The 20,299-nt window shown below is 60.0% G+C and carries 21 protein-coding genes; 14 read left to right on the top strand and 7 right to left on the bottom strand.

Annotated features, from left to right (window positions below):
* Nucleotides 1-190 precede the first annotated feature (190 nt).
* From brnQ to CAF73_RS17690, 3 genes are all read left to right on the top strand, one after another.
* Nucleotides 191-1,504, top strand: coding sequence for a branched-chain amino acid transport system II carrier protein (gene brnQ / locus CAF73_RS17680; protein WP_085703367.1), 1,314 nt, complete (start codon nucleotides 191-193; stop codon nucleotides 1,502-1,504).
* Nucleotides 1,505-1,655: 151 nt separating this feature from the next.
* Entirely contained in the window at nucleotides 1,656-2,393 is a 738-nt protein-coding gene (locus CAF73_RS17685) for a DUF599 domain-containing protein (protein WP_085699368.1), read from the top strand.
* On the top strand, nucleotides 2,393-2,794 hold the full coding sequence (locus CAF73_RS17690) for an MAPEG family protein (protein WP_085699366.1): 402 nt from the start codon (nucleotides 2,393-2,395) through the stop codon (nucleotides 2,792-2,794). Before CAF73_RS17685 ends, CAF73_RS17690 begins: the two co-directional genes overlap by 1 nt.
* 77 nt (nucleotides 2,795-2,871) lie before the next feature.
* On the opposite strand, the gene CAF73_RS17695 is transcribed toward CAF73_RS17690, so the two are convergent.
* Entirely contained in the window at nucleotides 2,872-3,108 is a 237-nt protein-coding gene (locus CAF73_RS17695; protein WP_011333123.1) for a hypothetical protein, read from the bottom strand.
* Nucleotides 3,109-3,266: 158 nt separating this feature from the next.
* Here CAF73_RS17695 and CAF73_RS17700 point away from each other — a divergent pair, with 158 nt between their 5' ends.
* The 4 genes from CAF73_RS17700 (at nucleotide 3,267) to CAF73_RS17715 (ending at nucleotide 6,975) form a co-directional block, all read left to right on the top strand.
* The gene (locus CAF73_RS17700) at nucleotides 3,267-3,743 is read left to right on the top strand and encodes a PaaI family thioesterase (RefSeq protein ID WP_085703368.1); all 477 of its coding nucleotides are present in this window, start codon (nucleotides 3,267-3,269) and stop codon (nucleotides 3,741-3,743) included.
* A complete protein-coding gene (locus CAF73_RS17705) occupies nucleotides 3,740-4,192 on the top strand; it encodes a PaaI family thioesterase (RefSeq protein ID WP_007959014.1) in 453 nt (150 codons plus the stop codon). The genes CAF73_RS17700 and CAF73_RS17705 overlap by 4 nt, the downstream gene beginning before the upstream one ends.
* Before the next feature lie 81 nt (nucleotides 4,193-4,273).
* Complete coding sequence (htpG, locus tag CAF73_RS17710; RefSeq protein ID WP_085703395.1) at nucleotides 4,274-6,178, top strand: molecular chaperone HtpG; 1,905 nt, start codon at nucleotides 4,274-4,276, stop codon at nucleotides 6,176-6,178.
* A 68-nt stretch (nucleotides 6,179-6,246) separates the two neighbouring features.
* Nucleotides 6,247-6,975 carry a dienelactone hydrolase family protein gene (locus CAF73_RS17715; RefSeq protein ID WP_085703369.1) on the top strand — a complete coding sequence of 243 codons (729 nt, stop codon included), beginning with the start codon at nucleotides 6,247-6,249 and terminating at the stop codon, nucleotides 6,973-6,975.
* A gap of 42 nt (nucleotides 6,976-7,017) precedes the next feature.
* Here CAF73_RS17715 and CAF73_RS17720 read toward each other — a convergent pair whose 3' ends face one another.
* Complete coding sequence (locus CAF73_RS17720; RefSeq protein WP_085703370.1) at nucleotides 7,018-7,908, bottom strand: pirin family protein; 891 nt, start codon at nucleotides 7,906-7,908, stop codon at nucleotides 7,018-7,020.
* A gap of 60 nt (nucleotides 7,909-7,968) precedes the next feature.
* Nucleotides 7,969-8,385: an OsmC family protein gene (locus CAF73_RS17725; protein WP_085703371.1), complete on the bottom strand. Its 417-nt coding sequence runs from the start codon at nucleotides 8,383-8,385 to the stop codon at nucleotides 7,969-7,971.
* A 148-nt stretch (nucleotides 8,386-8,533) separates the two neighbouring features.
* On the opposite strand from CAF73_RS17725, the gene CAF73_RS17730 reads away from it, so the two are divergent.
* Nucleotides 8,534-9,571 carry an amidohydrolase family protein gene (locus tag CAF73_RS17730; RefSeq protein WP_371918975.1) on the top strand — a complete coding sequence of 346 codons (1,038 nt, stop codon included), beginning with the start codon at nucleotides 8,534-8,536 and terminating at the stop codon, nucleotides 9,569-9,571.
* A 130-nt stretch (nucleotides 9,572-9,701) separates the two neighbouring features.
* Nucleotides 9,702-11,327 (top strand): methyl-accepting chemotaxis protein, encoded by a 1,626-nt coding sequence (locus CAF73_RS17735; protein WP_085699351.1) that lies wholly within the window; start codon nucleotides 9,702-9,704, stop codon nucleotides 11,325-11,327.
* 61 nt (nucleotides 11,328-11,388) lie between these two features.
* Here CAF73_RS17735 and CAF73_RS17740 read toward each other — a convergent pair whose 3' ends face one another.
* The 3 genes from CAF73_RS17740 to purM are packed head-to-tail and all read right to left on the bottom strand — an operon-like array spanning nucleotide 11,389 to nucleotide 13,819.
* A complete protein-coding gene (locus CAF73_RS17740) occupies nucleotides 11,389-12,102 on the bottom strand; it encodes a DUF3108 domain-containing protein (RefSeq protein ID WP_085699349.1) in 714 nt (237 codons plus the stop codon).
* 8 nt (nucleotides 12,103-12,110) lie between these two features.
* On the bottom strand, nucleotides 12,111-12,761 hold the full coding sequence (purN, locus tag CAF73_RS17745; protein WP_085703373.1) for a phosphoribosylglycinamide formyltransferase: 651 nt from the start codon (nucleotides 12,759-12,761) through the stop codon (nucleotides 12,111-12,113).
* A complete protein-coding gene (gene purM / locus CAF73_RS17750; RefSeq protein WP_085703374.1) occupies nucleotides 12,761-13,819 on the bottom strand; it encodes a phosphoribosylformylglycinamidine cyclo-ligase in 1,059 nt (352 codons plus the stop codon). Before purM ends, purN begins: the two co-directional genes overlap by 1 nt.
* A 374-nt stretch (nucleotides 13,820-14,193) precedes the next feature.
* Here purM and CAF73_RS17755 point away from each other — a divergent pair, with 374 nt between their 5' ends.
* The 5 genes from CAF73_RS17755 (at nucleotide 14,194) to CAF73_RS17775 (ending at nucleotide 18,866) form a co-directional block, all read left to right on the top strand.
* A complete protein-coding gene (locus tag CAF73_RS17755; RefSeq protein ID WP_085699342.1) occupies nucleotides 14,194-15,252 on the top strand; it encodes a DUF2066 domain-containing protein in 1,059 nt (352 codons plus the stop codon).
* A gap of 34 nt (nucleotides 15,253-15,286) precedes the next feature.
* Nucleotides 15,287-16,360 (top strand): AI-2E family transporter, encoded by a 1,074-nt coding sequence (locus tag CAF73_RS17760; RefSeq protein WP_085699340.1) that lies wholly within the window; start codon nucleotides 15,287-15,289, stop codon nucleotides 16,358-16,360.
* A 210-nt stretch (nucleotides 16,361-16,570) separates the two neighbouring features.
* Nucleotides 16,571-17,275, top strand: coding sequence for a DnaA regulatory inactivator Hda (gene hda, locus CAF73_RS17765; RefSeq protein WP_007950396.1), 705 nt, complete (start codon nucleotides 16,571-16,573; stop codon nucleotides 17,273-17,275).
* A gap of 214 nt (nucleotides 17,276-17,489) precedes the next feature.
* On the top strand, nucleotides 17,490-18,110 hold the full coding sequence (locus tag CAF73_RS17770; protein WP_007950397.1) for a C40 family peptidase: 621 nt from the start codon (nucleotides 17,490-17,492) through the stop codon (nucleotides 18,108-18,110).
* Between the two features lie 219 nt (nucleotides 18,111-18,329).
* On the top strand, nucleotides 18,330-18,866 hold the full coding sequence (locus tag CAF73_RS17775) for a C40 family peptidase (RefSeq protein WP_011333136.1): 537 nt from the start codon (nucleotides 18,330-18,332) through the stop codon (nucleotides 18,864-18,866).
* A gap of 65 nt (nucleotides 18,867-18,931) precedes the next feature.
* Here CAF73_RS17775 and CAF73_RS17780 read toward each other — a convergent pair whose 3' ends face one another.
* On the bottom strand, nucleotides 18,932-20,245 hold the full coding sequence (locus CAF73_RS17780) for a sorbosone dehydrogenase family protein (protein ID WP_085699336.1): 1,314 nt from the start codon (nucleotides 20,243-20,245) through the stop codon (nucleotides 18,932-18,934).
* Nucleotides 20,246-20,299 lie beyond the last annotated feature (54 nt).

Genomic DNA, 20,299 nt, shown 5'->3' on the forward strand with positions numbered 1-20,299 from the left:
TCGGATAGTTCGCCCTCTAACAGTGCGTTTGTCAGGCAAATTCGTTAGGCTAGCAGCCATTTTTGCGTCTGCCGCCCACAAGGCATGCAACGCGCTAAACGGGTCAGTCTTATACGGATTGACAGCATTTCCCTAACCCCACAGGGAAATCCCCCTCTAAATTCCGATTCAGTAGTGTGGTATTTCCTTAATGAAAGTTTTGAAAGGTCAGGACATCCTGGCACTTGGCTTTATGACATTCGCCCTGTTCGTCGGGGCCGGCAACATCATTTTCCCGCCTATCGTCGGTTTGCAGTCCGGGCCCAACGTCTGGATAGCGGCGCTGGGCTTCCTGATCACGGCGGTCGGTTTGCCCGTGGTCACCGTGGTCGCACTGGCCAAGGTCGGTGGAGCAATGGACGCTCTGAGCAGCCCGATCGGCAAGATCGCCGGCGGCGTACTGGCAGCCGCTTGCTATCTGGCGGTCGGCCCGTTGTTCGCCACCCCGCGTACCGCGACCGTTTCCTTTGAAGTAGGCCTGGCGCCGCTGACCGGAGAGAGCCCACTGGCGCTGTTCCTCTACAGTTCGGTGTACTTCCTGCTGGTGTTCTTCATTTCGCTCTACCCTGGACGTCTGCTGGATACCGTCGGTCGCTTCCTCGCGCCGCTGAAGATCATCGCCCTGGCCGTCCTCGGCATCGCTGCGTTCGCACTGCCTGCCGGTGACATCGGCGTGGCGACTCCGGAATACGTTGCGGCACCTTTCTCCCAAGGGTTCATCAATGGTTACCTGACCATGGATACCCTCGGCGCGCTGGTGTTCGGCATCGTCATCGTCAACGCGATCCGCTCCCGTGGCGTCGAATCGCCGGCGCTGATCACCCGTTACGCGATCATTGCCGGGCTGATTGCCGGTGTCGGTCTGGCGCTGGTGTATGTCAGCCTGTTTCGTCTTGGTTCCGGCAGCCATGAAGTGGCGGCGGGCGCGACCAACGGCGCCGCGGTGCTGCATGCGTATGTGCAACACACCTTCGGTTCGCTGGGCAGTGGCTTCCTTGCCGTGCTGATTTCCCTGGCGTGCCTGGTGACCGCGGTTGGCCTGACCTGCGCCTGTGCCGAATACTTCAGCCGCGTACTGCCGCTGTCGTACAAGACCCTGGTAATCATCCTCGCGGCGTTCTCGCTGCTGGTGTCCAACCTGGGTCTGACCAAGCTGATCGCGTTCTCGATCCCGGTACTGACCGCGATCTACCCGCCGTGCATCGTGCTGGTGGCCCTGAGTTTCTGCGCTGCGTTCTGGCATGAGCAGAGCCGCATCATGGGCCCGGTGATGCTGGTGTCGTTCGTGTTCGGCACCATCGATGCGTTGAAAGGCGCCGGTCTGGCGGACTGGATGTCATCGCAACTGGCCCACCTGCCGCTGAGCGAGCAAGGTCTGGCGTGGCTGGTGCCGTGCGTGATGACCCTGGCGGTTGCCGTGGTGTGCGACCGCCTGCTGGGCAAGCGCGCCGAAGCACTCGCCTAAGATTGCCGGGCCGCCACAAGCGGTCGCCGAGCGATTAAACAGAAATGCCCCGTATCAATCGATACGGGGCATTTTTTATGGGCTTCAGGCAGTGTCTTTTTCCCTCGACTAACGTCGAAGGGGAGCCGAAATCTTCATCACAGGGAATTGCATGTCGTTCATCCAAGCCAACCTGATCCACCTGCTGGCCGCGCTCTGGTTTGTCATCTGCTGGGCCGGCTACACCCGTTATGCCACCTGGAAAGGTCGTGATACCGCGTGCCTGGCCAGCGTGCTGCACCTGTACCGCGAAGACTGGATGCGCCGCATGCTGCTGCGTGACAACCGTATCGCCGACGCCAGTGTGATCGGTAACCTGGAACGCAACGCCTCGTTCTTCGCCTCCAGTACGCTGATTATCCTGGCGGGCATTCTGACCGTGCTCGGCGCTTCCGAGCGCGCGGTGTCGCTGCTGGCGGATATTCCGATGGTGCAACAGGCCTCGCAGGGCATGTCGGAGATCAAATTGCTGTGCCTGGCGCTGGTGTTCGTCTATGCCTTCTTCACCTTCAGCTGGTGCATGCGTCAGTACAACTTCGCCGCCATTCTGGTCGGCTCGGCCCCGATGATCGGTGAGCGGCAAGTGTCGGAGCAGGAGCGCAAGGCATTCGCCTCGCGGGCGGCGCGGGTGATCTCGATGGCGGCCAACCAGTTCAACTTTGGTCTGCGTTCCTACTACTTCGGAATGAGCATGCTGGCGTGGTTCGTCAGCCCGTGGCTGTTCATGTTGATGAGTGCAGGCGTGGTGCTGGTGTTGTATCGCCGCGAGTTTCATTCCGACGTACTCGATGTAATGGTCTATACCCCTACAGAGGCGCCATTGCCCGAAGCGAACAAAGAGGCTGCTTGATGAGTATTCCGTTCTGGTGTGTGTTTATCAGTGCTTTGTTGATCTACGTGGCGCGTATGCCGGTCGGCAAGGCCATGAAAGAACAGGGCGGTTACAACAACCACCTGCCACGTCAGCAACAGGCGCAACTCACCGGTTACGGGGCCCGTGCGCTGGCGGCACATCAGAACAGCATCGAAGCGTTCATCCTGTTTGCCGTTGGCGTGCTGATGGCGCATACCACGCAGACGGCGGGATGGCTGATCGATGCATTGGCGATCATCTTCGTGATCTCGCGAATTCTCTATCTGTGGTTCTACCTGGCGGATATTCCTACGCTGCGCAGTCTGGTCTGGCTGGTCGGCTTAGTGTGTTCATTGTTGCTGATGATTAGTCCGACTTTTAGAACCGTCTTGCTCTAAGACGGCATTGGCAAAAAATCACAGGCAAAAGAAAACCCGCACTTGACGGGTTTTCTTTTTTGCTATCGAGAAGCAGCTTATTGCTTCTTGGCAGCTTCTTCTTGCGCTGCAGCGTTCGATTCGGCCTGATCTTTGGCGGCTTCGGCGTTTTCTTTCGCCGCGTCGTTCACTTTATCCTGAGCTTCGTTCATTTTTTGCTGAGCTTGTTCAGCATGTTGGTTGGCATCTTGAGCTTTGTCCTCGGATTTTTTATCGCAGGCAGCGAGACCGAGGGAAGCGGTCAACATCAAGGCAATAGCTAAAGTCTTACGCATGGGGTGTTTCTCCTTATGGAAAATAACTACTGGCCTTAAGAGCTCAGGCCCTTGGGTTAAGTTCCTCATTTCTTTCAGATATATAAGTTTGTTTTGCAATGGAACTTTTGCTGTTCTTTCCACTACGGCGAACAGTGATTAACAAGAGTAATTATCAAATGGCCGAAAGCCCCGTTTTTGAGCGTGCGACACGGTTTCTCTCGGCCTTGCGCCACTGTCAGGTGCTGGGATTGAAGGTGCATAGCGCAAGTCGCGAAGGCCTGACGGTGGTGCTGCCGTACAGTGCACAAATCGTCGGCAATCCGCTGACCGGCGTAGTCCATGGCGGGGCGATCACGTCGCTGATGGACACGGCGTGCGGCATGTCGACCCTGTGCGTCCTGCCGGAATTCGAAGTCTGCCCGACCCTCGATCTGCGCATCGACTACATGCACGCCGCCGAGCCGAATAAAGACGTGTATGGCTTCGCCCAATGTTATCGAGTCACCACCGATGTGATCTTCGCCCGCGGCTTCGCTTATCAGGACGATCCCGAGCAACCGATTGCCCACGTTGTCGGCACCTTCATGCGCATGGGCAAGGGGCTTAAAGGCACCAAAGGCTTTGGTGGCGCGATCAAGGGAGAAAACCCATGAGCGATGATTTCAAGCAGCAACTGCAAGAGGCCCACGAGAAGGGGGACTACGCGCCGCTGCTGAAACTGATCCCCTACGCCGGACTCATCGGCGTCGAGTGTTCGCGGGTCGGTGACGACTTGCTGTTCAAGCTGCCGGCAAACAAGGACAACATTGGTAACCCTTTATTGCCGGCGATTCACGGCGGGGTGATCGCCGGGTTCATGGAGCTGTCTGCGGCCCTGCATCTGTTGATTTTCACCGGTGCGCCCGGTGTGCCGAAGATTATCGATTTCTCCCTTGATTACCTGCGAGCCGGGCAGTTTCGCGATACCTGGGCCCGGTGTCAGGTCTGCCGTCAGGGCCGGCGGGTGGCCAACGTCGCGGTCACGGCCTGGCAAAGCACTGAAAGCGAACCGATTGCCACTGCCCGCGCGCACTTCAAAATCGATGAGCCCTTGAAATCCTGAAGCACGCCCCCAATTCACAGATCAACCCGCCGCCGACCAGCAAGGTCGCGGCCAATGCCATCTGATTGGAGTTTGATGACCATGAGTGTGGAAACTCAAAAGGAAACCCTGGGCTTCCAGACCGAGGTGAAGCAGCTGCTGCACCTCATGATCCATTCGCTGTATTCCAACAAGGAAATCTTCCTTCGCGAATTGATCTCGAACGCCTCTGACGCCGTCGACAAATTGCGCTTCGAAGCCCTGGCCAAGCCAGAGTTGCTCGAAGATGGCGCTGAACTGAAAATCCGTGTGAGCTTCGACAAGGACGCCAAGACCGTCACCCTCGAAGACAACGGCATCGGCATGAACCGCGACGATGTGATCACCCACCTGGGTACCATCGCCAAATCCGGCACCGCCGATTTCATGAAAAACCTGTCCGGCGATCAGAAGAAGGATTCGCACCTGATCGGTCAGTTCGGTGTGGGCTTCTACTCGGCCTTCATCGTCGCTGACAAAGTTGACGTGTACAGCCGTCGCGCCGGCACCGCCGCCAGCGAAGGCGTGCACTGGTCGTCGAAAGGTGAGGGCGAATTCGAAGTCGCCACCATCGACAAGCCAGAACGCGGCACCCGCATCGTCCTGCATCTGAAAAAAGGTGAAGACGAATTCGCCGATGGCTGGCGTCTGCGCAACATCATCAAGAAATACTCCGACCACATCGCGCTGCCGATCGAGCTGCCGAAAGAAGTGGCCGCTGCCGAAGGCGAAGAAAAGCCTGAAGCCGAATGGGAAACCGTCAACCGCGCCAGCGCCCTGTGGACCCGTCCTCGCACTGAAGTGAAGGATGAGGAATACCAGGAGTTCTACAAACACATCGCCCACGACTTCGAAAATCCGCTGTCGTGGAGCCACAACAAGGTCGAAGGCAAGCTCGAATACAGCTCGCTGCTGTACGTGCCGGCCCGCGCACCGTTCGATCTGTACCAGCGTGAAGCGCCGAAAGGCCTGAAGCTGTACGTACAGCGCGTGTTCGTGATGGATCAGGCCGAGTCGTTCCTGCCGCTGTACCTGCGCTTCATCAAGGGTGTGGTCGACTCTAACGACCTGTCGCTGAACGTGTCGCGGGAAATCCTGCAGAAAGACCCGATCATCGACTCGATGAAGTCGGCGCTGACCAAGCGCGTGCTGGACATGCTGGAAAAACTGGCGAAGAACGAGCCTGAGCAATACAAGGGCTTCTGGAAAAACTTCGGTCAGGTCATGAAAGAAGGCCCGGCAGAAGATTTCGCCAACAAGGAAAAAATTGCCGGTCTGCTGCGTTTCGCATCGACCAATGGCACCGATGGCGAGCAGATCGTCGGTCTGGCCGAGTACCTGGCGCGTGCCAAGGAAGGTCAGGACAAGATCTACTACCTCACCGGCGAAACCTACGCGCAGGTCAAGAACAGCCCGCACCTGGAAGTCTTCCGCAAGAAAGGCATCGAAGTGCTGCTGTTGACCGACCGCATCGACGAGTGGCTGATGAGCTACCTCAGCGAGTTCGACGGCAAGAACTTTGTCGACGTCGCGCGCGGTGACCTGGACCTGGGCAACCTGGACTCGGAAGAGGACAAGAAGGCCGCAGAAGAAGTCGCCAAGTCGAAAGAAGGTCTGGTCGAGCGTCTGAAAACCGCACTGGGCGACTCCGTTGCCGAAGTCCGGGTTTCCCATCGCCTGACCGACTCGCCGGCCATTCTGGCCATCGGTGAGCAGGACCTGGGTCTGCAAATGCGTCAGATCCTCGAGGCCAGCGGGCAGAAGGTGCCGGATTCGAAGCCGATCTTCGAATTCAACCCGAGCCACCCGCTGATCGAGAAGCTCGACAACGAGGCCAGCGACGATCGCTTCAGCGACTTGTCGCACATCCTCTTCGACCAGGCCGCCCTGGCGGCTGGCGACAGCTTGAAAGACCCGGCCGCTTACGTGAGCCGCCTGAACAAGCTGCTGGTCGAACTGTCTGCTTGATCAAGCTTTAGAAAAACCCGCTTCGGCGGGTTTTTTCATTCTGGTGTTCAACCACTCTGGAGTCAGAAATGAGCCAAGTCACTGTACGTTCCGTGGTCTATCAGATTGACGGCCAGCCATATGAAGGTCGTCTGGCGTTCGACGCCGAGCACACAGGCGCACGCCCGGGCCTGTTGATGGCGCCGAACTGGATGGGTGTCAGCGCTGGCGCTGAAGAGATCGCCAAATCGGTGGCGGCCAAGGGTTATGTGGTACTGATCGCTGACGTTTACGGCCAGGCCGTGCGTCCGCAGAATGCCGATCAGGCCGGTGCGGCAATGATGCCGCTGAAGAATGACCGTGCGCAGTTGCGCAAGCGTATGCAGGCCGCGTTCGAACAATTGCAGAAACAGGGCGAGGCGGCGGTTGATACCTCGAAACTGGCTGTGTTCGGTTTCTGCTTCGGCGGCTGCTGTGCGCTGGATCTGGCGCGCACCGGTGCGGCAGTGAAAGCGGCGGTGTCGTTCCACGGCACGCTGGATTCGCCGAACCCTGCGGACGCGAAGAACATCAAGGGCTCGGTGCTGGTGCTGCACGGTGCTTCGGACCCGCTGGTGCCGAAAGAGCAGTTGCCGGCATTCGAAGACGAGATGAACGCCGCCGGTGTCGACTGGCAGCTGCTGAGCTACGGCGGCGCGGTGCACTCGTTCACCGATCCGCACGCCAACGTGCCGGGCAAGATGATGTACGACGCGAAGACCGCAGCGCGGGCGTTCAAGTCGATGCATGACTTGCTGGATGAAGTGTTCAAAGGCTGATTCGGTTGAAAACACTCCCACGCCTGGCGTGGGAGTGCTGGTTTAAAGCGGTGTCGGCTCGCTGCGTGATTTCGGCAGCTCTATCCGCTCGACTTCTCCCGGCACTGTCGGCCAGTCACCGGCCGCCCACTTGCGCCGCGCCTCATCGATTGCCGCCGGATCGCTCGCAACAAAGTTCCAGTTGATCCGCCGTGGCCCATCCAGTGGTGCGCCGCCGAACAGCACCGCGTGGCTGTCGCTCTCGGCGAACAGACTCATTTCTTCCCCGGTAGGCAATACCACAAGCGCGTGGGGTTCGACCGCTTCGCCGTTCAACTGCACATCACCACTCAACACATACAAAGCCCGTTCCTCATGCTCAGTCGGAATCAGCAGCGTGGTTGCGGTCTGCATCTTCAGTTCGGCATAGAGCGTAGGAGAAAGCACCGGCACCGGCGATTCCAGGCAAAAGCCTGACCCGGCAATCATGCGGATCTGCACGCCAAGGTTATCGCTGACCGGCAATGTCGAGGCCGGGTGATGGCTGTAATGTCCCGGGCCTTGTTCGTGATCTTTGGGTGAGGCGAGCCAGATTTGCAGGCCGTGCATCTTGAAGCTCTGATCCCATAGCGGTTCGGGCGTGCGCTCGACGTGAGCGATCGCCGTGCCGGCCGTCATCCAGCTGACATCGCCGGCGCTGACCACCTGATCCGAACCCAGGCTGTCCTTGTGCTGAATCTGTCCTTCGAACAGGTACGTGAGGGTCGAGAGACCGATGTGCGGGTGCTGTCGGATATTCATGCCTTTGCCCGCCGGATAAACCGTTTCGAGCATGTGGTCGAAAAACACGAAAGGCCCGACGCTGCGGCATTTGGCTGACGGCAGCGGGCGCAGAATCGGCTGGCCTTCGACGTCTTCGGCGCGCGGGCGGATGATCAGGGGTTGGGTGTCCATGGTCCATTCCAGGCTGAGCGGGTGATGCGTGGAGCATAACCCGCCGGTGTCGTCGGGTGATTACTGGCTGTCGAAGCCGACGGGTGCGTGAGTCTCGATAGTGACTTCGCTGGTGGTCATCAGCTTGTGGATCGGGCAGCGATCGGCCACGCGCAGCAGTTCTTCGCGCTGGGCATCGGTGAGCACGCCCTTCAGGGTGAGGGTTACGTGCAGGGCGTATTTGCCTTTCTGTTCCTGGCTGTTGTCGCGTTTGACCTCAACGCCGACGCCGGTCAGCGGGATGTCCTTTTTCTTCGCGTACAGCTTCAAGGTCAGGGCCTTGCAGGCGCCGAGGGCGGCGTCGAAGTAATCGTGCGGCTCCGGAGCCGAGCCTTCGCCGCCGGCGGTCGTCGGGACATCGGCAAACAGCTCATGCTCATCGATCTGTACGGTGTGGCGAAAACCATCGGCGGACACGGTATTGACGGTAACGGTCATGTGAACCTCGCATGCGGTAGGAAAAAGGGATTCGATCAAAAAAGACCTTTGCAGGTATAGAGCATTCCCACACAGGCGCGTTCCACTTTCTTGCCGGGTGAACCCTCGTCGCCCGACAAGGGTCTAGGCTATGCCTGTCTGCCGGAGAATGCTTGTGTCCGTGTTTCGTTTGAGCCTTGCCTGCCTGATAGTTTTCACCGGCGCCGCCAGTGCCCGGGATTACACCTACAGTGATGCGCACCTGCATTACGTGGATTTTTTCCAGGAAACCGCCGGCATGCCGAAATTGCTGACCGCCATGAAGGAAAACTCCATCGAGCACGTGATGATTTCCGGCATTCCCGTGGCGAAGAAATGGCACGAAGACGAGCCGAAACGCCCGCGTTATTACGCAGGCGATGACGCCGATGCCTATTGGTACAGCGCGACTGACGTGATCGTCGCCGACGCCGTGCAGAAGCTCACGCCGGAGCAGCGCCAGTACTTTCACCCGTTTCTTTCAGGCTTCAACCCCAACGACAAGAACTCCGCCGCGCACATCCAGCGCATGCTCGATCTGTATCCCGGCTTGTGGCAGGGCATCGGCGAAGTCTTCACCCGTCACGACGACCTTACGGCGCTGACCTCCGGCGACACGCCACGTGCCAACAACGAAGCCATGACCCGCGTCTATCACCTGGCCGCCGAAAACGATCTGCCGGTGATGCTGCATTCCAACATCACCTCCAAGCGTGAGAAAAATCCGCTGTACCTGAAGGAAATCGAAGAGCCGCTACGCAATCATCCGCACACCCGGTTCATCTGGGCGCATGCCGGTACCAGTGCCGAAATCCATCGTCATCAGACGCAGCTGGATTTTTTGCTGCCGACCCTTGCGCGAATGCTGGAGGCGTACCCGAACCTGTTCATCGATTTGTCGTGGAGCCTGCTGACGCCTTATCTGCTGGACGAAAAGGGTCAGCCGCGAGCGGAATGGGTGCAACTGGTGGAGCGTTATCCGGATCGCTTCATGATCGGTTCGGACGTGGTCGGGCGATTCAACAAACTCGGCAAGGAAATCCACGGCTTCAAGCCGTTTCTCGACGCCTTGCCGGAGGCGGTGGCAAAAAAAGTCGCGCGAGACAACTTCCTGGCGATCTTGCCGCGAACAGCGCTCAAGTCCGGCAAATCCGCGCTGAATCGTTAATGCCGATGGTTCGGAGTATCAAGGCTATTTGATATCACGTTTTGGTCTTACGCTTTTTTTCAAAGGGCCGATACCTTCTAGAGCAACCAGCTGCAGGGTTGATGCAGCGCTTTTGGAAGGAACCAGAGCAATGAGTATCCGTAGTCTCAATATTGCGCCCCGGGCCGGCCTGGGTTTTGGGGTGCTGGCGCTGATGGTGTTTGCCCTTGGCGCGTTCGCCCTGCTGCAGATGTCGAACATGCGCGCGCAATCCGACGAGGTCGACAATAACTGGTTGCCCAGCGTGATGGCGGTGGGCGAGATGAGCCAGGACATGCTGCGCCTGCGCGCGCTGACCATGCGCCTGTTGCTCAATCGCGATCCGCAGGCGCTGGATCAGAATGTGGCCAAGCTCAACGATTTGCGCGGTGTGCTGAGCGAAGCCCAGCAGCGTTACGACATCCTGATCGTGCTGCCCAAAGAGCGCGAGCTGTTCGAGCGCTTCAAGGTCGCCGAACACAAATACCTGGAGCTTCAGGCGCAGGTGATGACGTTATCCGCTCAGGGACGAGTGGAGGAGGCGGCCGCCATTCTCAACGGGCAGATGAGCCCGCTGGCGGATGATATTGCAGTGACCCTGCGGGAGCTGGTGGAGCTGAATAAACACAACGCCAATCTCGCCACTGAGGCCGCACGGCTGGTGTTCACCAACTCGCGGGTGTGGGTTGGGGTGATGATCGGCATCACCGCGCTGATTACCATCGCGCTGGCGTTGTTGCTGACCCGCAGCATCGTGCTGCCGCTGTCGCAATCGCTCGACGTCGCGCAAGTGGTGGCCAGTGGCGATCTGACTGGCGATATCAGCATTTGCGGCAAGGACGAACCGGCGCGGCTGCTCCACGCGCTCAAGAGCATGCAGCACAACCTGCGCGACACCATCCGCCGCATCTCGGAGTCCTCCAGTCAACTGGCTTCGGCCTCGGAAGAGTTGAGTTGCGTCACCGAGGACGCGACGCGAGGACTGCACCAGCAGAGTCTGGAAATTGAACAAGCCGCCACGGCAGTCAATCAGATGACCGCCGCCGTGGAAGAGGTGGCGAGCAATGCCGTCGCCACTTCAGAGGCTTCCCGTGAGTCTGATCGCATAGCCCAGCATGGCCGCGAGCAGGTGCAGCAGACAGTGTCGTCCATCGAGCTGCTGGCGGACGATGTCACTGCCAATGCCGCGCAGGTGGAAGATCTGGCGCAGAAGGTCTACAGCATCAGCAAGGTGCTGGATGTGATCCGCTCGATTGCCGAGCAAACCAATCTGTTGGCCCTGAACGCGGCAATCGAAGCCGCGCGGGCGGGGGATGCCGGACGGGGTTTTGCGGTGGTGGCGGACGAAGTGCGGGCGCTGGCCCATCGCACTCAGCAATCGACGCAGGAGATCGAGCAGATGATTGGCGGCATCCAGCAGGGCACCGATTCGGCGGTCAGCTCGATGCAGCAGAGCAACGTCCGGGCGCGCTCGACCCTGGAGCTGGCAAAGGCTGCTGGCGTGGCGCTGGAGGAAATCGCTTCGGCATTCACCTTGATCAACGAGCGCAATCTGGTGATCGCCAGTGCGTCGGAGGAGCAGGCTGCCGTGGCGCGGGAGGTCGATCGCAACCTGATGAATATTCGTGATCTGGCGATGCAGACGTCTGCGGGGGCCAATCAGACCAGTGCCGCGAGTCAGGAGCTGTCGCGGCTGGCGGTGGACCTGAACAGCATGGTCGCCAGGTTCTCGGTCTGATCACCGTTCGACAGGCGAAAAAAAGCCCCGCGTTTGCGGGGCTTTTTGATGTTGCGTCGGATCAACTGCCTTTGACCGTCTTGCCGTTGACCGTGCCGTCGAGGAGCATGATGTTGTACTCCTTGCCGTCGGTTTCGACCTGTTGCAGGCGAACCAGCAGGTAATCCCAGTCCTTGGCGAACCACAGGACAGTGATGCGCTTGCTTTGTGTCGGATCGCGGACGCGTTCGACCTTGATCGCATCGATCTGGCCGGCCTTGGTTTCGACTTTTTCCGAGCCCAGCACGCGGAAGTCGTAGGTATCGACTTCGCCATCATCGACGACCTGATAGCTCATGCTTTTCTTGCCGGCAGCCACATCATGCTGCAGCGCCAGCTGATAGGTGGATTTGTCGACCATGCCGCGGTTGAGCGGGATTTTCACCGCATCGCCGCGGTCGGTGCCGGTCACCAGCTTGTTGGCCCAGTCGAAGTCCAGGTCAGCTTTTTTCGCTTTGCCCAGGCCACCGCGTTCGAAGTGGTAGGACTGTGGCAGCAGAGTGTCCTTGTCCAGGGTCAGCGTGCTTTCCTCGGACAGGCTGGCAATCATCATCGACGCCTTGAAGCTGAGCTTCCAGACGCCGTTGGCTTCCTTGGTCAGGCTGCGTGAAGCGGTGCCGCTCATGGGCAGTTGCTTCCAGTCGGCGGTGTAGCTGGCGGAGAACGGTTGAAGGTCTGCCGCCTGGGCGAAAGGCAGGGCGAGCAGAGCGCAAGCGAAGAGCAGGGCGCGACGCATAAAATCTCCTAGTTTCGAATCAAGTGACCGCTGGCCCCGAGTAACTGGCCATCCAGTAAAGCACCTTGCTCGCCGAGGCTCAGCCGTCCTTCGGCGAACCAGCGTACGGCCATCGGGTAGATCAGGTGTTCCTGAATGTGAACCCGTTGCGCCAGACTTTGCGGCGAATCGTGCAACTCTACCGGTATTACTGCCTGTACGACCAGTGGTCCGCCATCGAGTTCCTCGGTGACGAAGTGCACGGAGCAGCCGTGTTCGGCATCGCCGGCCTCCAGCGCGCGCTGATGCGTGTGTAACCCTTTGTATTTGGGGAGCAGCGACGGGTGGATGTTGAGCAGGCGACCCTGGTAGTGACGGACGAAGTCAGCGCTGAGAATGCGCATGAAGCCGGCCAGTACCACGAGTTTGGGGTTGAATTCGTCGATCAGTTCGATCAGAGCGGTATCGAAGGCCTCGCGGCCCTCGAATCCCTTGTGATCCAGCGAGCGGGTGGCGATACCCGCGTCACTGGCGCGTTGCAGGCCGTAGGCGTCGGCGCGGTTGGAAATCACCGCAGCGATGCGGACCGGGCTGTCGCCGGTCCGCGTGCTGTCGATCAGGGCCTGCAAGTTACTGCCGGTGCCGGACAACAGCACCACGACATCACAGGTGTTTGGCATCAGTGAGCCTTGAGGTTCTTCAGTTCGACCTGAGCCGCGCCTTCGGCAGCGTCGGCGATCTGACCGATGACCCAAGGCTGCTCGCCGGCGTCACGCAGGGTGTTCAGGGCAACTTCAACGTGTTCTTGAGCCACGCAGATCACCATGCCCACGCCGCAGTTCAGCACGCGGTGCATTTCGGTTTCGTCGACGTTGCCTTTCTCTTGCAGCCAGTCGAAGACAGCCGGGCGGTTCCAGCTGGCCACGTCAACCACGGCCTGAGCGCCTTTTGGCAGGACGCGCGGGATGTTGTCGAGCAGACCGCCACCGGTGATGTGGGCCATGGCTTTGACCGCGCCGGTTTCCTTGATCAGCTTGAGCAGCGGCTTCACGTAGATGCGGGTCGGGGCCATCAGCAGTTCGGTGAGCGGCTTGCCGTCGAGCTGAACGCTTTCGATGTCGGCACCGGACACTTCGATGATCTTGCGGATCAGCGAGTAGCCGTTGGAGTGCGGGCCGGACGATGGCAGGGCGATCAGGGCATCACCGGTGGCGACTTTCGAGCCGTCGATGATTTCGGCTTTTTCCACGACGCCGACGCAGAAGCCGGCCAGATCGTAGTCTTCGCCTTCGTACATGCCAGGCATTTCAGCGGTTTCGCCGCCAACCAGCGAGCAGCCAGCCAGTTCGCAGCCTGCACCGATACCGGTAACCACGGTGGCGGCCACGTCGACGTTCAGCTTGCCGGTGGCGTAGTAGTCGAGGAAGAACAGCGGCTCGGCGCCGCACACCACCAGATCGTTGACGCACATGGCGACCAGATCCTGGCCGATGCTGTCGTGCTTGTTCAGGTTCAGCGCCAGGCGCAGCTTGGTGCCGACGCCGTCAGTACCGGAAACCAGCACCGGTTGTTTGTAACCGGCCGGGATCTCGCAGAGGGCGCCGAAACCGCCCAGGCCGCCCATGACTTCCGGGCGCGCAGTGCGCTTGGCGACGCTCTTGATGCGTTCGACCAATGCTTCACCGGCGTCGATGTCTACACCGGCGTCCTTGTAGCTCAGGGAGGGTTGCTTGCTCATGATCCAGGCCTTTAGGGGAGGGGATTCAGGGGTAACGACCGAGTTCAGCGGGAACGCCGAATCCGACAGGGGCGATTGCCTCACGCGAAGTTCGGGGTGCCCGGCTGTTGCCGGTCTGCGAAGGCGCGCGATTTTATCAGGCTTGAGGGGCAGCGGCCATCCTCACGCCGACGGGCAGGGGCATATCGGTGGAAAAATTTTGCAATTGACACTGTGGGTGACATCACGGGTGCCTGTATAAGGAACCGTCTATCGTTAGGACTGTGCGAAAACTTACCGACCGCTTGTGAATGTTTTGCGACGGCCTGTGGTCACAGGCTTGCAGAACGGTTCACGCGGCCTGTTCCAGCCGCTCTTGTCGACGGGAATTCTCCATGCGTTTTTGTAAATTGCTGTTAGTGGGTGGCTTGTCTCTGATCAGCCTGGCGAGTCAGGCCGAAAATCTCAAAAGTCTTTATCAGGTGCGCGAACCGGTCACTGGCCAGTCGCCAGAGGAACGTGATCGTGCCACCCAGGCCGCGCTGGATACGCTGGTGCTGCGCCTGACCGGCGACCCGAAGGCCCCGCAGAACCCGGGGCTGGCGCCGGTTCGCAAGGATCCACAGCAGATCATGAGCCAGTTCGGTTTCGATGCCGGGCCGCCGGAAGTGCTGAAAGTCGATTTCGATCCGGGAACCACCGAGCAGGCGTTGCGCCGTGCCGGACTGGCGCTGTGGGGTGCCAACCGGCCCTCGATCCTGAGCTGGTGGCTGAATGATTCGACCGAGGGCTCGAGCCTGGTCGGCGACGGTCAGGCCAGTGCCGCGCCTTTGCGTCGCGCCGCTCAGCACCGTGGGTTGCCGTTGCGCCTGCCGCTGGCGGACTTGAGCGAGCAATTGGTTGCCACGGCACCCGCGCTTGAGGGGGCTGACCCGGCGCCATTGCGCAACGCTTCCGAACGCTACAACGCAGACGCTTTGCTCGCCGTGCATGCCCGCGAAGAAGGCGGGCAATGGCAAGCCAAATGGCAGTTGTGGCTCGGCGACAAAAAAGAGGCGGGCAATGTGCAGGGCGCGGATCAGGCCGCCGTGGCCGATGCAGTGATGCTGGCGGTGACTGAACGCTTGGCGCCACGCTTTGTAGCCAAGCCGGGTGCGTCCGGCCAGCAGACCCTGGAAGTGCAGGGCATGAATCTGGAGCACTACGCGGCGCTGCTGCGGTTACTCGAACCGTTTGGCGTGCGTCTGCAGAGTGTCGATGCCGATCGCATTCTGTATCGGGTCAATGGCAGCGCCGATCAGTTGCGAGCGCAGTTGTCGCTGGCGAAGTTGCAGGAACTGCCGGCCGAGGCGCCCGCTCCGGTGGCTGCGCCGCAACCTGCGGTCGCCGGGACGCCGCCAGTCGTTGCGCCGACGCCGACACCGGCGGCGCCGTCGTTGCGGTTCCGCTGGTAGGTTTCTTTCTTATATATAAGCAATGGAGTGTTACATGGCCGATACGCGGCGTTGGTTCTGGCTCGGTGGGGTGCTCCTGCTTTGCGCGTTTGTCTGGTTGCTGCATCCGATTCTCACGCCGTTCCTGGTGGCGCTGTTGCTTGCCTATCTGTTCGATCCGCTCGTTGATCGTCTGGAGCGTCTGGGGCTGTCGCGAACCTGGGGTGTGATTGCGGTGTTCGCCCTGTTCACCCTGATCGTCACCGCGTTGTTGCTGGTGCTGGTGCCGATGCTCGCCAGGCAATTGCTGCGGCTGTACGAACTGGCGCCACAAATGCTCGACTGGTTGCAGCACACTGCTGTGCCATGGGCGCAATCGAAACTGGGGTTGTCGGACGGCTTCTGGAAGTTCGACAAGGTCAAGGCCGCGATCAGCGAACACATGGGTCAGACCACCGACATCGTCGGTGTGGTGCTGAGTCAGGCGACGGCGTCGAGTCTGGCGCTGATCGGCTGGCTGGCAAATCTGGTGCTGATCCCGGTGGTGAGCTTTTACCTGCTGCGTGACTGGGACGTGATGATGGCCAAGATCCGTGGTCTGCTGCCCCGTGATCGCGAAGAGCGTGTGGTGGCGCTGGCGGGTGAGTGCCATGAAGTGCTGGGCGCGTTCGTGCGCGGGCAGTTGCTGGTGATGCTGGCGCTGGGCGTGATTTATGCGGCGGGCTTGATGATTGTCGGGCTGGAGCTGGGTCTGTTGATCGGTCTGATCGCGGGGCTGGCGGCGATTGTGCCGTACATGGGGTTCGTGATCGGTATCGGTGCGGCGTTGATTGCCGGGTTGTTCCAGTTCGGTGGCGATCTGTATCCAATGATCGGCATCGTGGCGGTGTTCATGGTCGGTCAGGCCCTGGAAGGCATGGTGCTGACGCCCTTGCTGGTGGGGGACCGGATCGGCCTGCACCCGGTTGCGGTGATCTTTGCGATTCTGGCCGGTGGCGAGCTGTTCGGCTTCACTGGTGTGCTGCTGGCATTGCCGGTGGCGGCGGTGATCATGGTGCTGGTGCGGCATGTCCACGATCTGTACAAGGATTCGGACATCTATAGCGGGGCGGATGAGCCGGAGTTGTAATCGTGACGTGCGGGCCGCCCGGTGGATTACCGGGTTGGCCCGTCTCATGCAGGCCATGGCGCCAAAGAAACTGTCATAAAACCAGCACGTTAACGCAAACCTTTGATTTTGCTTGGGGTCTGTCGCATTGTGCGCTCCGCTTCACGGGTATAAACTTCGCTCACTTTACACAGAGGCCACTAACGGTTCCTTGGGAACTGTTCAGTCAGCATGAAACCGATTCAGCTGCCCCTAGGTGTGCGTCTGCGTGACGACGCCACCTTCATCAACTACTACCCAGGCGCCAATGCCGCTGCACTCGGCTATGTCGAGCGTCTATGCGAAGCCGACGCCGGCTGGACCGAAAGCCTGATCTATCTGTGGGGCAAGCACGGGGTGGGGCGTACGCATCTGTTGCAGGCCGCGTGCCTGCGCTTCGAACAGATGGGCGAGCCGGCGGTGTACCTGCCGCTGGCCGAGTTGATGGATCGCGGCATCGAAATTCTCGACAACCTCGAACAGTACGAACTGGTCTGCCTGGACGACTTGCAGGTGATTGCCGGCAAGGCGGACTGGGAAGAGGCGATGTTTCATCTGTTCAACCGTCTGCGTGACAGCGGTCGCCGCTTGCTGATCGCCGCCTCGACCTCGCCGCGTGAACTGCCGATCAAGCTTGCCGACCTGAAATCGCGCCTGACCCTGGCGCTGATTTTCCAGATGCGTCCTCTCTCCGATGAAGACAAATTGCGTGCCCTGCAATTGCGCGCATCCCGTCGTGGTCTGCACCTGACCGACGAGGTCGGGCATTTTATTCTGACTCGCGGTACCCGCAGCATGAGCGCGCTTTTCGATCTGCTGGAACAGCTCGATCAGGCCTCTTTGCAGGCTCAGCGCAAGCTGACCATTCCCTTCCTGAAAGAAACCCTGGGCTGGTAAAACCGGGGCTTTCAGCCGGTTTCGGCATATTTCAGGCGCCAGAAAACCCGCTTTCCAGTGCGTTGCGCAGGCTGCGTCTCGATTCAAATAGGCTTAAGCGCTTAGATGTTAACGAGAAACCGGGAAGTCACAAAAAGATCGATTGAATTTGCAAATGAGGCTGATAGCGGGCATAGTCTCGGCTTCTTTACAACTATCAGCCACGGTCGTGCCCATGCTAAAGCGCTTCGCACCCCTCGTGCCTCTCGCACTCGTCACCCTGTTGTTCGGTTGCGCTGCTCATTCACCTGTTAATCAAGAGCAGCAACAACAGGCTAAAAATTCCGCCACCGCCCAGTCTTCCGTTATTTACCAGGAAGAGCTGGACACCGAAAAAGAACTCGCCGACTTCAACGGCAAGAAGCCTTACCAGCTTCCGGTTCTGGCCGACAGCATCCTCGAACGCGGCATGTCCCTGATCGGTACCCGTTACCGTTTCGGCGGTACCTCTGAAGCCGGTTTTGATTGCAGCGGTTTCATCGGCTACCTGTTCCGCGAAGAAGCCGGCATGAACCTGCCGCGCTCCACCCGCGAAATGATCAACGTTGATGCGCCACTGGTTTCGCGCAGCAACCTCGAGCCGGGCGACCTGCTGTTCTTCGCCACCAATGGTCGTCGCGGTCGTGTAAGCCACGCCGGGATCTACCTGGGCGACAACCAGTTCATCCACTCCAGCTCTCGTCGCAGCGGCGGTGTTCGCATCGACAGCCTGGGCGACAGCTACTGGAGCAAGACCTTCATCGAAGCCAAGCGCGCTTTGGCGAACGCTCCAACCGTGGTTACCGCTCGCAAGTAACCACGCATTTGTCGCCACGCTCGTGGCGACAAAAAGGCCTTTCAGAGGCAATAGACCTAAACTTTACAAGGTGAAGTTAAAGTCTTACTTGAAGTTTACCGCGTAGCCGCTAGAATCCTGATCTATATTGATGGCAAACCGCCTGCGTTCCACCGCAGGCGGTTTTGTTTTCTGTCGAATCGGCAGTCAAAGCCTCAGCCAGATCAGGATGTTCTGCATATGACGATGTCGGCCCGCTTTGCCTTGATGTTCTTCGCTGCGCTGCTCAGCGCCTGCGCCAGCCGCACTCCGCCGCCTGCACCGGTGGTTCGCGCTCCGATCGTGTTCGGATCCTCCCAGGCCTTTTCGCCCGCTGCCGAAGACGTGCTGTTTCGCGCGCTCGGGCTGGTGGGCACGCCTTATCGCTGGGGTGGCAACACGCCGGATTCGGGCTTCGATTGCAGCGGTCTGATCGGTTTCGTCTACCGTGATGCCGCCGGCATCAGCCTGCCGCGTTCGACCCGCGAGATGATCGTCATGCAGGCGCCGAATGTCGGCAAGGAAGGGCTGCAAACCGGCGACCTGATCTTCTTCGCCACCAATGGTGGCTCTCAGGTCAGTCATGCGGGGATCTACGTCGGGGAAGGGCGCTTCGTGCATGCCCCGGCCACCGGCGGTACGGTGAAGCTGGACAGCCTGTCGAAAGCGTATTGGCAGAAAGCCTATCTGAGCGCCAAGCGCGTTCTGCAGCCGGAGCACCTGGCACATAACCCGTAGCCCAGATACATAAAAACCCGTGGGAGTCGAACGACTCCCACGGGTTTTTTAATGCCTGCAATACGTTAGCGGGTCGCTGACACCCGCCACACCTTGTTCCCCACGTCATCGGCGACCAGCAATCCACCTTGCTGGTCGATCACCACGCCGACCGGGCGACCCAAAGCGTTCTCGTCCTTGTCCAGGAAACCGGTCAGCACATCCACTGGCGTGCCGCTCGGCTTGCCAGCGGCGAACGGTACGAAGATCACCTTGTAGCCACTGTGCGGTTTGCGGTTCCACGAGCCGTGCTGGCCGATGAATGCGCCTTCCTTGAACTGCGCCGGCAGGCGATTGCCTTCGGCGAAGGTCAGGCCCAGTGACGCGGTGTGCGGGCCGACGGCGTAGTCGGGGGCGATGGCCTTGGCCACCATGTCCGGCCGCTGTGGTTCCACGCGCACGTCGATGTGCTGGCCGTAGTAGCTGAACGGCCACCCATAGAAACCACCGTCCTTGACCGAAGTGATGTAGTCCGGCACCAGATCGCTGCCGATTTCGTCGCGCTCGTTGACGGCTGTCCACAGCGCGCCGGTTTGTGGCTCCCAGGCCAGGCCGTTGGGATTACGGATGCCCGAGGCAAAGATCCGGTGATTGCCAGTGGCGCGGTCCACTTCCCAGATCGCCGCACGACCTTCTTCCTGATCGAGGCCGTTTTCACCGACGTTGCTGTTCGAGCCGACGGTGACGTACAGCTTGCTGCCATCCTTGCTGGCGATGACGTTCTTGGTCCAGTGGTGGTTGAGTGTGCCGCCCGGCAAGTCCACGACCTTGATCGGCTGGCTCTTGATTTCGGTCGCGCCGGGCTCGTAGTTGAAGCGCAACAGGCGATCGGTGTCGGCCACGTACAGATCGTTGCCGACCAGAGTCATGCCGAACGGCGAGTTGAGGTTCTGCAGGAACACCGTGCGGGTCTCGGCCACGCCATCATGATCGGCATCGCGCAGCAGGGTGATGCGGTTCGGGCTGGGGACGCCGGCACCCGCGCGGCCCATGACTTTTTTCATCACCCAGCCGCGAATGCCCTTGCTGTCGTCCGGTTTCGGCGGAGCGTTGGTTTCCGCCACCAGCACATCGCCATTGGGCAGTACATACAGCCAACGCGGATGATCGAGATTTTCGGCGAAGGCTGCCACCTGAGTACCTGCCGCTGCCGTCGGTTTCGCGCCGGCCGGCCAGCCGATGGCCGGGGCGATGTTCACCGTCGGAATCAGGGTCTTGTTCGGTTCGGGCAGTTTCGGTGACGGGCCAGTGCCGTCGGAGACTTGCAGGCTGGAGGATTCACCACAGGCGGCGAGCCCTCCGGCGAGCACGATGACGAAAACGAGCTGGGGCTTGCGCATTGCTGATCTTCCCTATGAATGCATTCTTAGTCATAGAGAAGCGCACAAGCCCGA

This window comes from Pseudomonas sp. B15(2017), assembly GCF_002113215.1.
Taxonomy (GTDB): Bacteria; Pseudomonadota; Gammaproteobacteria; order Pseudomonadales; family Pseudomonadaceae; genus Aquipseudomonas.

What these genes read in the sequence shown, in the direction of transcription:
- CAF73_RS17720 (WP_085703370.1), bottom strand. Translation starts at nt 7,908, where the DNA reads ATGGACACCCAACCCCTGATCATCCGCCCGCGCGCCGAAGACGTCGAA.
- CAF73_RS17690 (WP_085699366.1), top strand. Translation starts at nt 2,393, where the DNA reads ATGAGTATTCCGTTCTGGTGTGTGTTTATCAGTGCTTTGTTGATCTAC.
- CAF73_RS17755 (WP_085699342.1), top strand. Translation starts at nt 14,194, where the DNA reads ATGCGTTTTTGTAAATTGCTGTTAGTGGGTGGCTTGTCTCTGATCAGC.
- CAF73_RS17700 (WP_085703368.1), top strand. Translation starts at nt 3,267, where the DNA reads ATGGCCGAAAGCCCCGTTTTTGAGCGTGCGACACGGTTTCTCTCGGCC.
- hda (WP_007950396.1), top strand. Translation starts at nt 16,571, where the DNA reads ATGAAACCGATTCAGCTGCCCCTAGGTGTGCGTCTGCGTGACGACGCC.
- CAF73_RS17685 (WP_085699368.1), top strand. Translation starts at nt 1,656, where the DNA reads ATGTCGTTCATCCAAGCCAACCTGATCCACCTGCTGGCCGCGCTCTGG.
- CAF73_RS17715 (WP_085703369.1), top strand. Translation starts at nt 6,247, where the DNA reads ATGAGCCAAGTCACTGTACGTTCCGTGGTCTATCAGATTGACGGCCAG.
- CAF73_RS17705 (WP_007959014.1), top strand. Translation starts at nt 3,740, where the DNA reads ATGAGCGATGATTTCAAGCAGCAACTGCAAGAGGCCCACGAGAAGGGG.
- CAF73_RS17735 (WP_085699351.1), top strand. Translation starts at nt 9,702, where the DNA reads ATGAGTATCCGTAGTCTCAATATTGCGCCCCGGGCCGGCCTGGGTTTT.
- CAF73_RS17725 (WP_085703371.1), bottom strand. Translation starts at nt 8,385, where the DNA reads ATGACCGTTACCGTCAATACCGTGTCCGCCGATGGTTTTCGCCACACC.
- purM (WP_085703374.1), bottom strand. Translation starts at nt 13,819, where the DNA reads ATGAGCAAGCAACCCTCCCTGAGCTACAAGGACGCCGGTGTAGACATC.
- CAF73_RS17760 (WP_085699340.1), top strand. Translation starts at nt 15,287, where the DNA reads ATGGCCGATACGCGGCGTTGGTTCTGGCTCGGTGGGGTGCTCCTGCTT.
- CAF73_RS17730 (WP_371918975.1), top strand. Translation starts at nt 8,534, where the DNA reads ATGCTTGTGTCCGTGTTTCGTTTGAGCCTTGCCTGCCTGATAGTTTTC.
- purN (WP_085703373.1), bottom strand. Translation starts at nt 12,761, where the DNA reads ATGCCAAACACCTGTGATGTCGTGGTGCTGTTGTCCGGCACCGGCAGT.
- CAF73_RS17775 (WP_011333136.1), top strand. Translation starts at nt 18,330, where the DNA reads ATGACGATGTCGGCCCGCTTTGCCTTGATGTTCTTCGCTGCGCTGCTC.
- CAF73_RS17770 (WP_007950397.1), top strand. Translation starts at nt 17,490, where the DNA reads ATGCTAAAGCGCTTCGCACCCCTCGTGCCTCTCGCACTCGTCACCCTG.
- htpG (WP_085703395.1), top strand. Translation starts at nt 4,274, where the DNA reads ATGAGTGTGGAAACTCAAAAGGAAACCCTGGGCTTCCAGACCGAGGTG.
- brnQ (WP_085703367.1), top strand. Translation starts at nt 191, where the DNA reads ATGAAAGTTTTGAAAGGTCAGGACATCCTGGCACTTGGCTTTATGACA.
- CAF73_RS17740 (WP_085699349.1), bottom strand. Translation starts at nt 12,102, where the DNA reads ATGCGTCGCGCCCTGCTCTTCGCTTGCGCTCTGCTCGCCCTGCCTTTC.
- CAF73_RS17695 (WP_011333123.1), bottom strand. Translation starts at nt 3,108, where the DNA reads ATGCGTAAGACTTTAGCTATTGCCTTGATGTTGACCGCTTCCCTCGGT.
- CAF73_RS17780 (WP_085699336.1), bottom strand. Translation starts at nt 20,245, where the DNA reads ATGCGCAAGCCCCAGCTCGTTTTCGTCATCGTGCTCGCCGGAGGGCTC.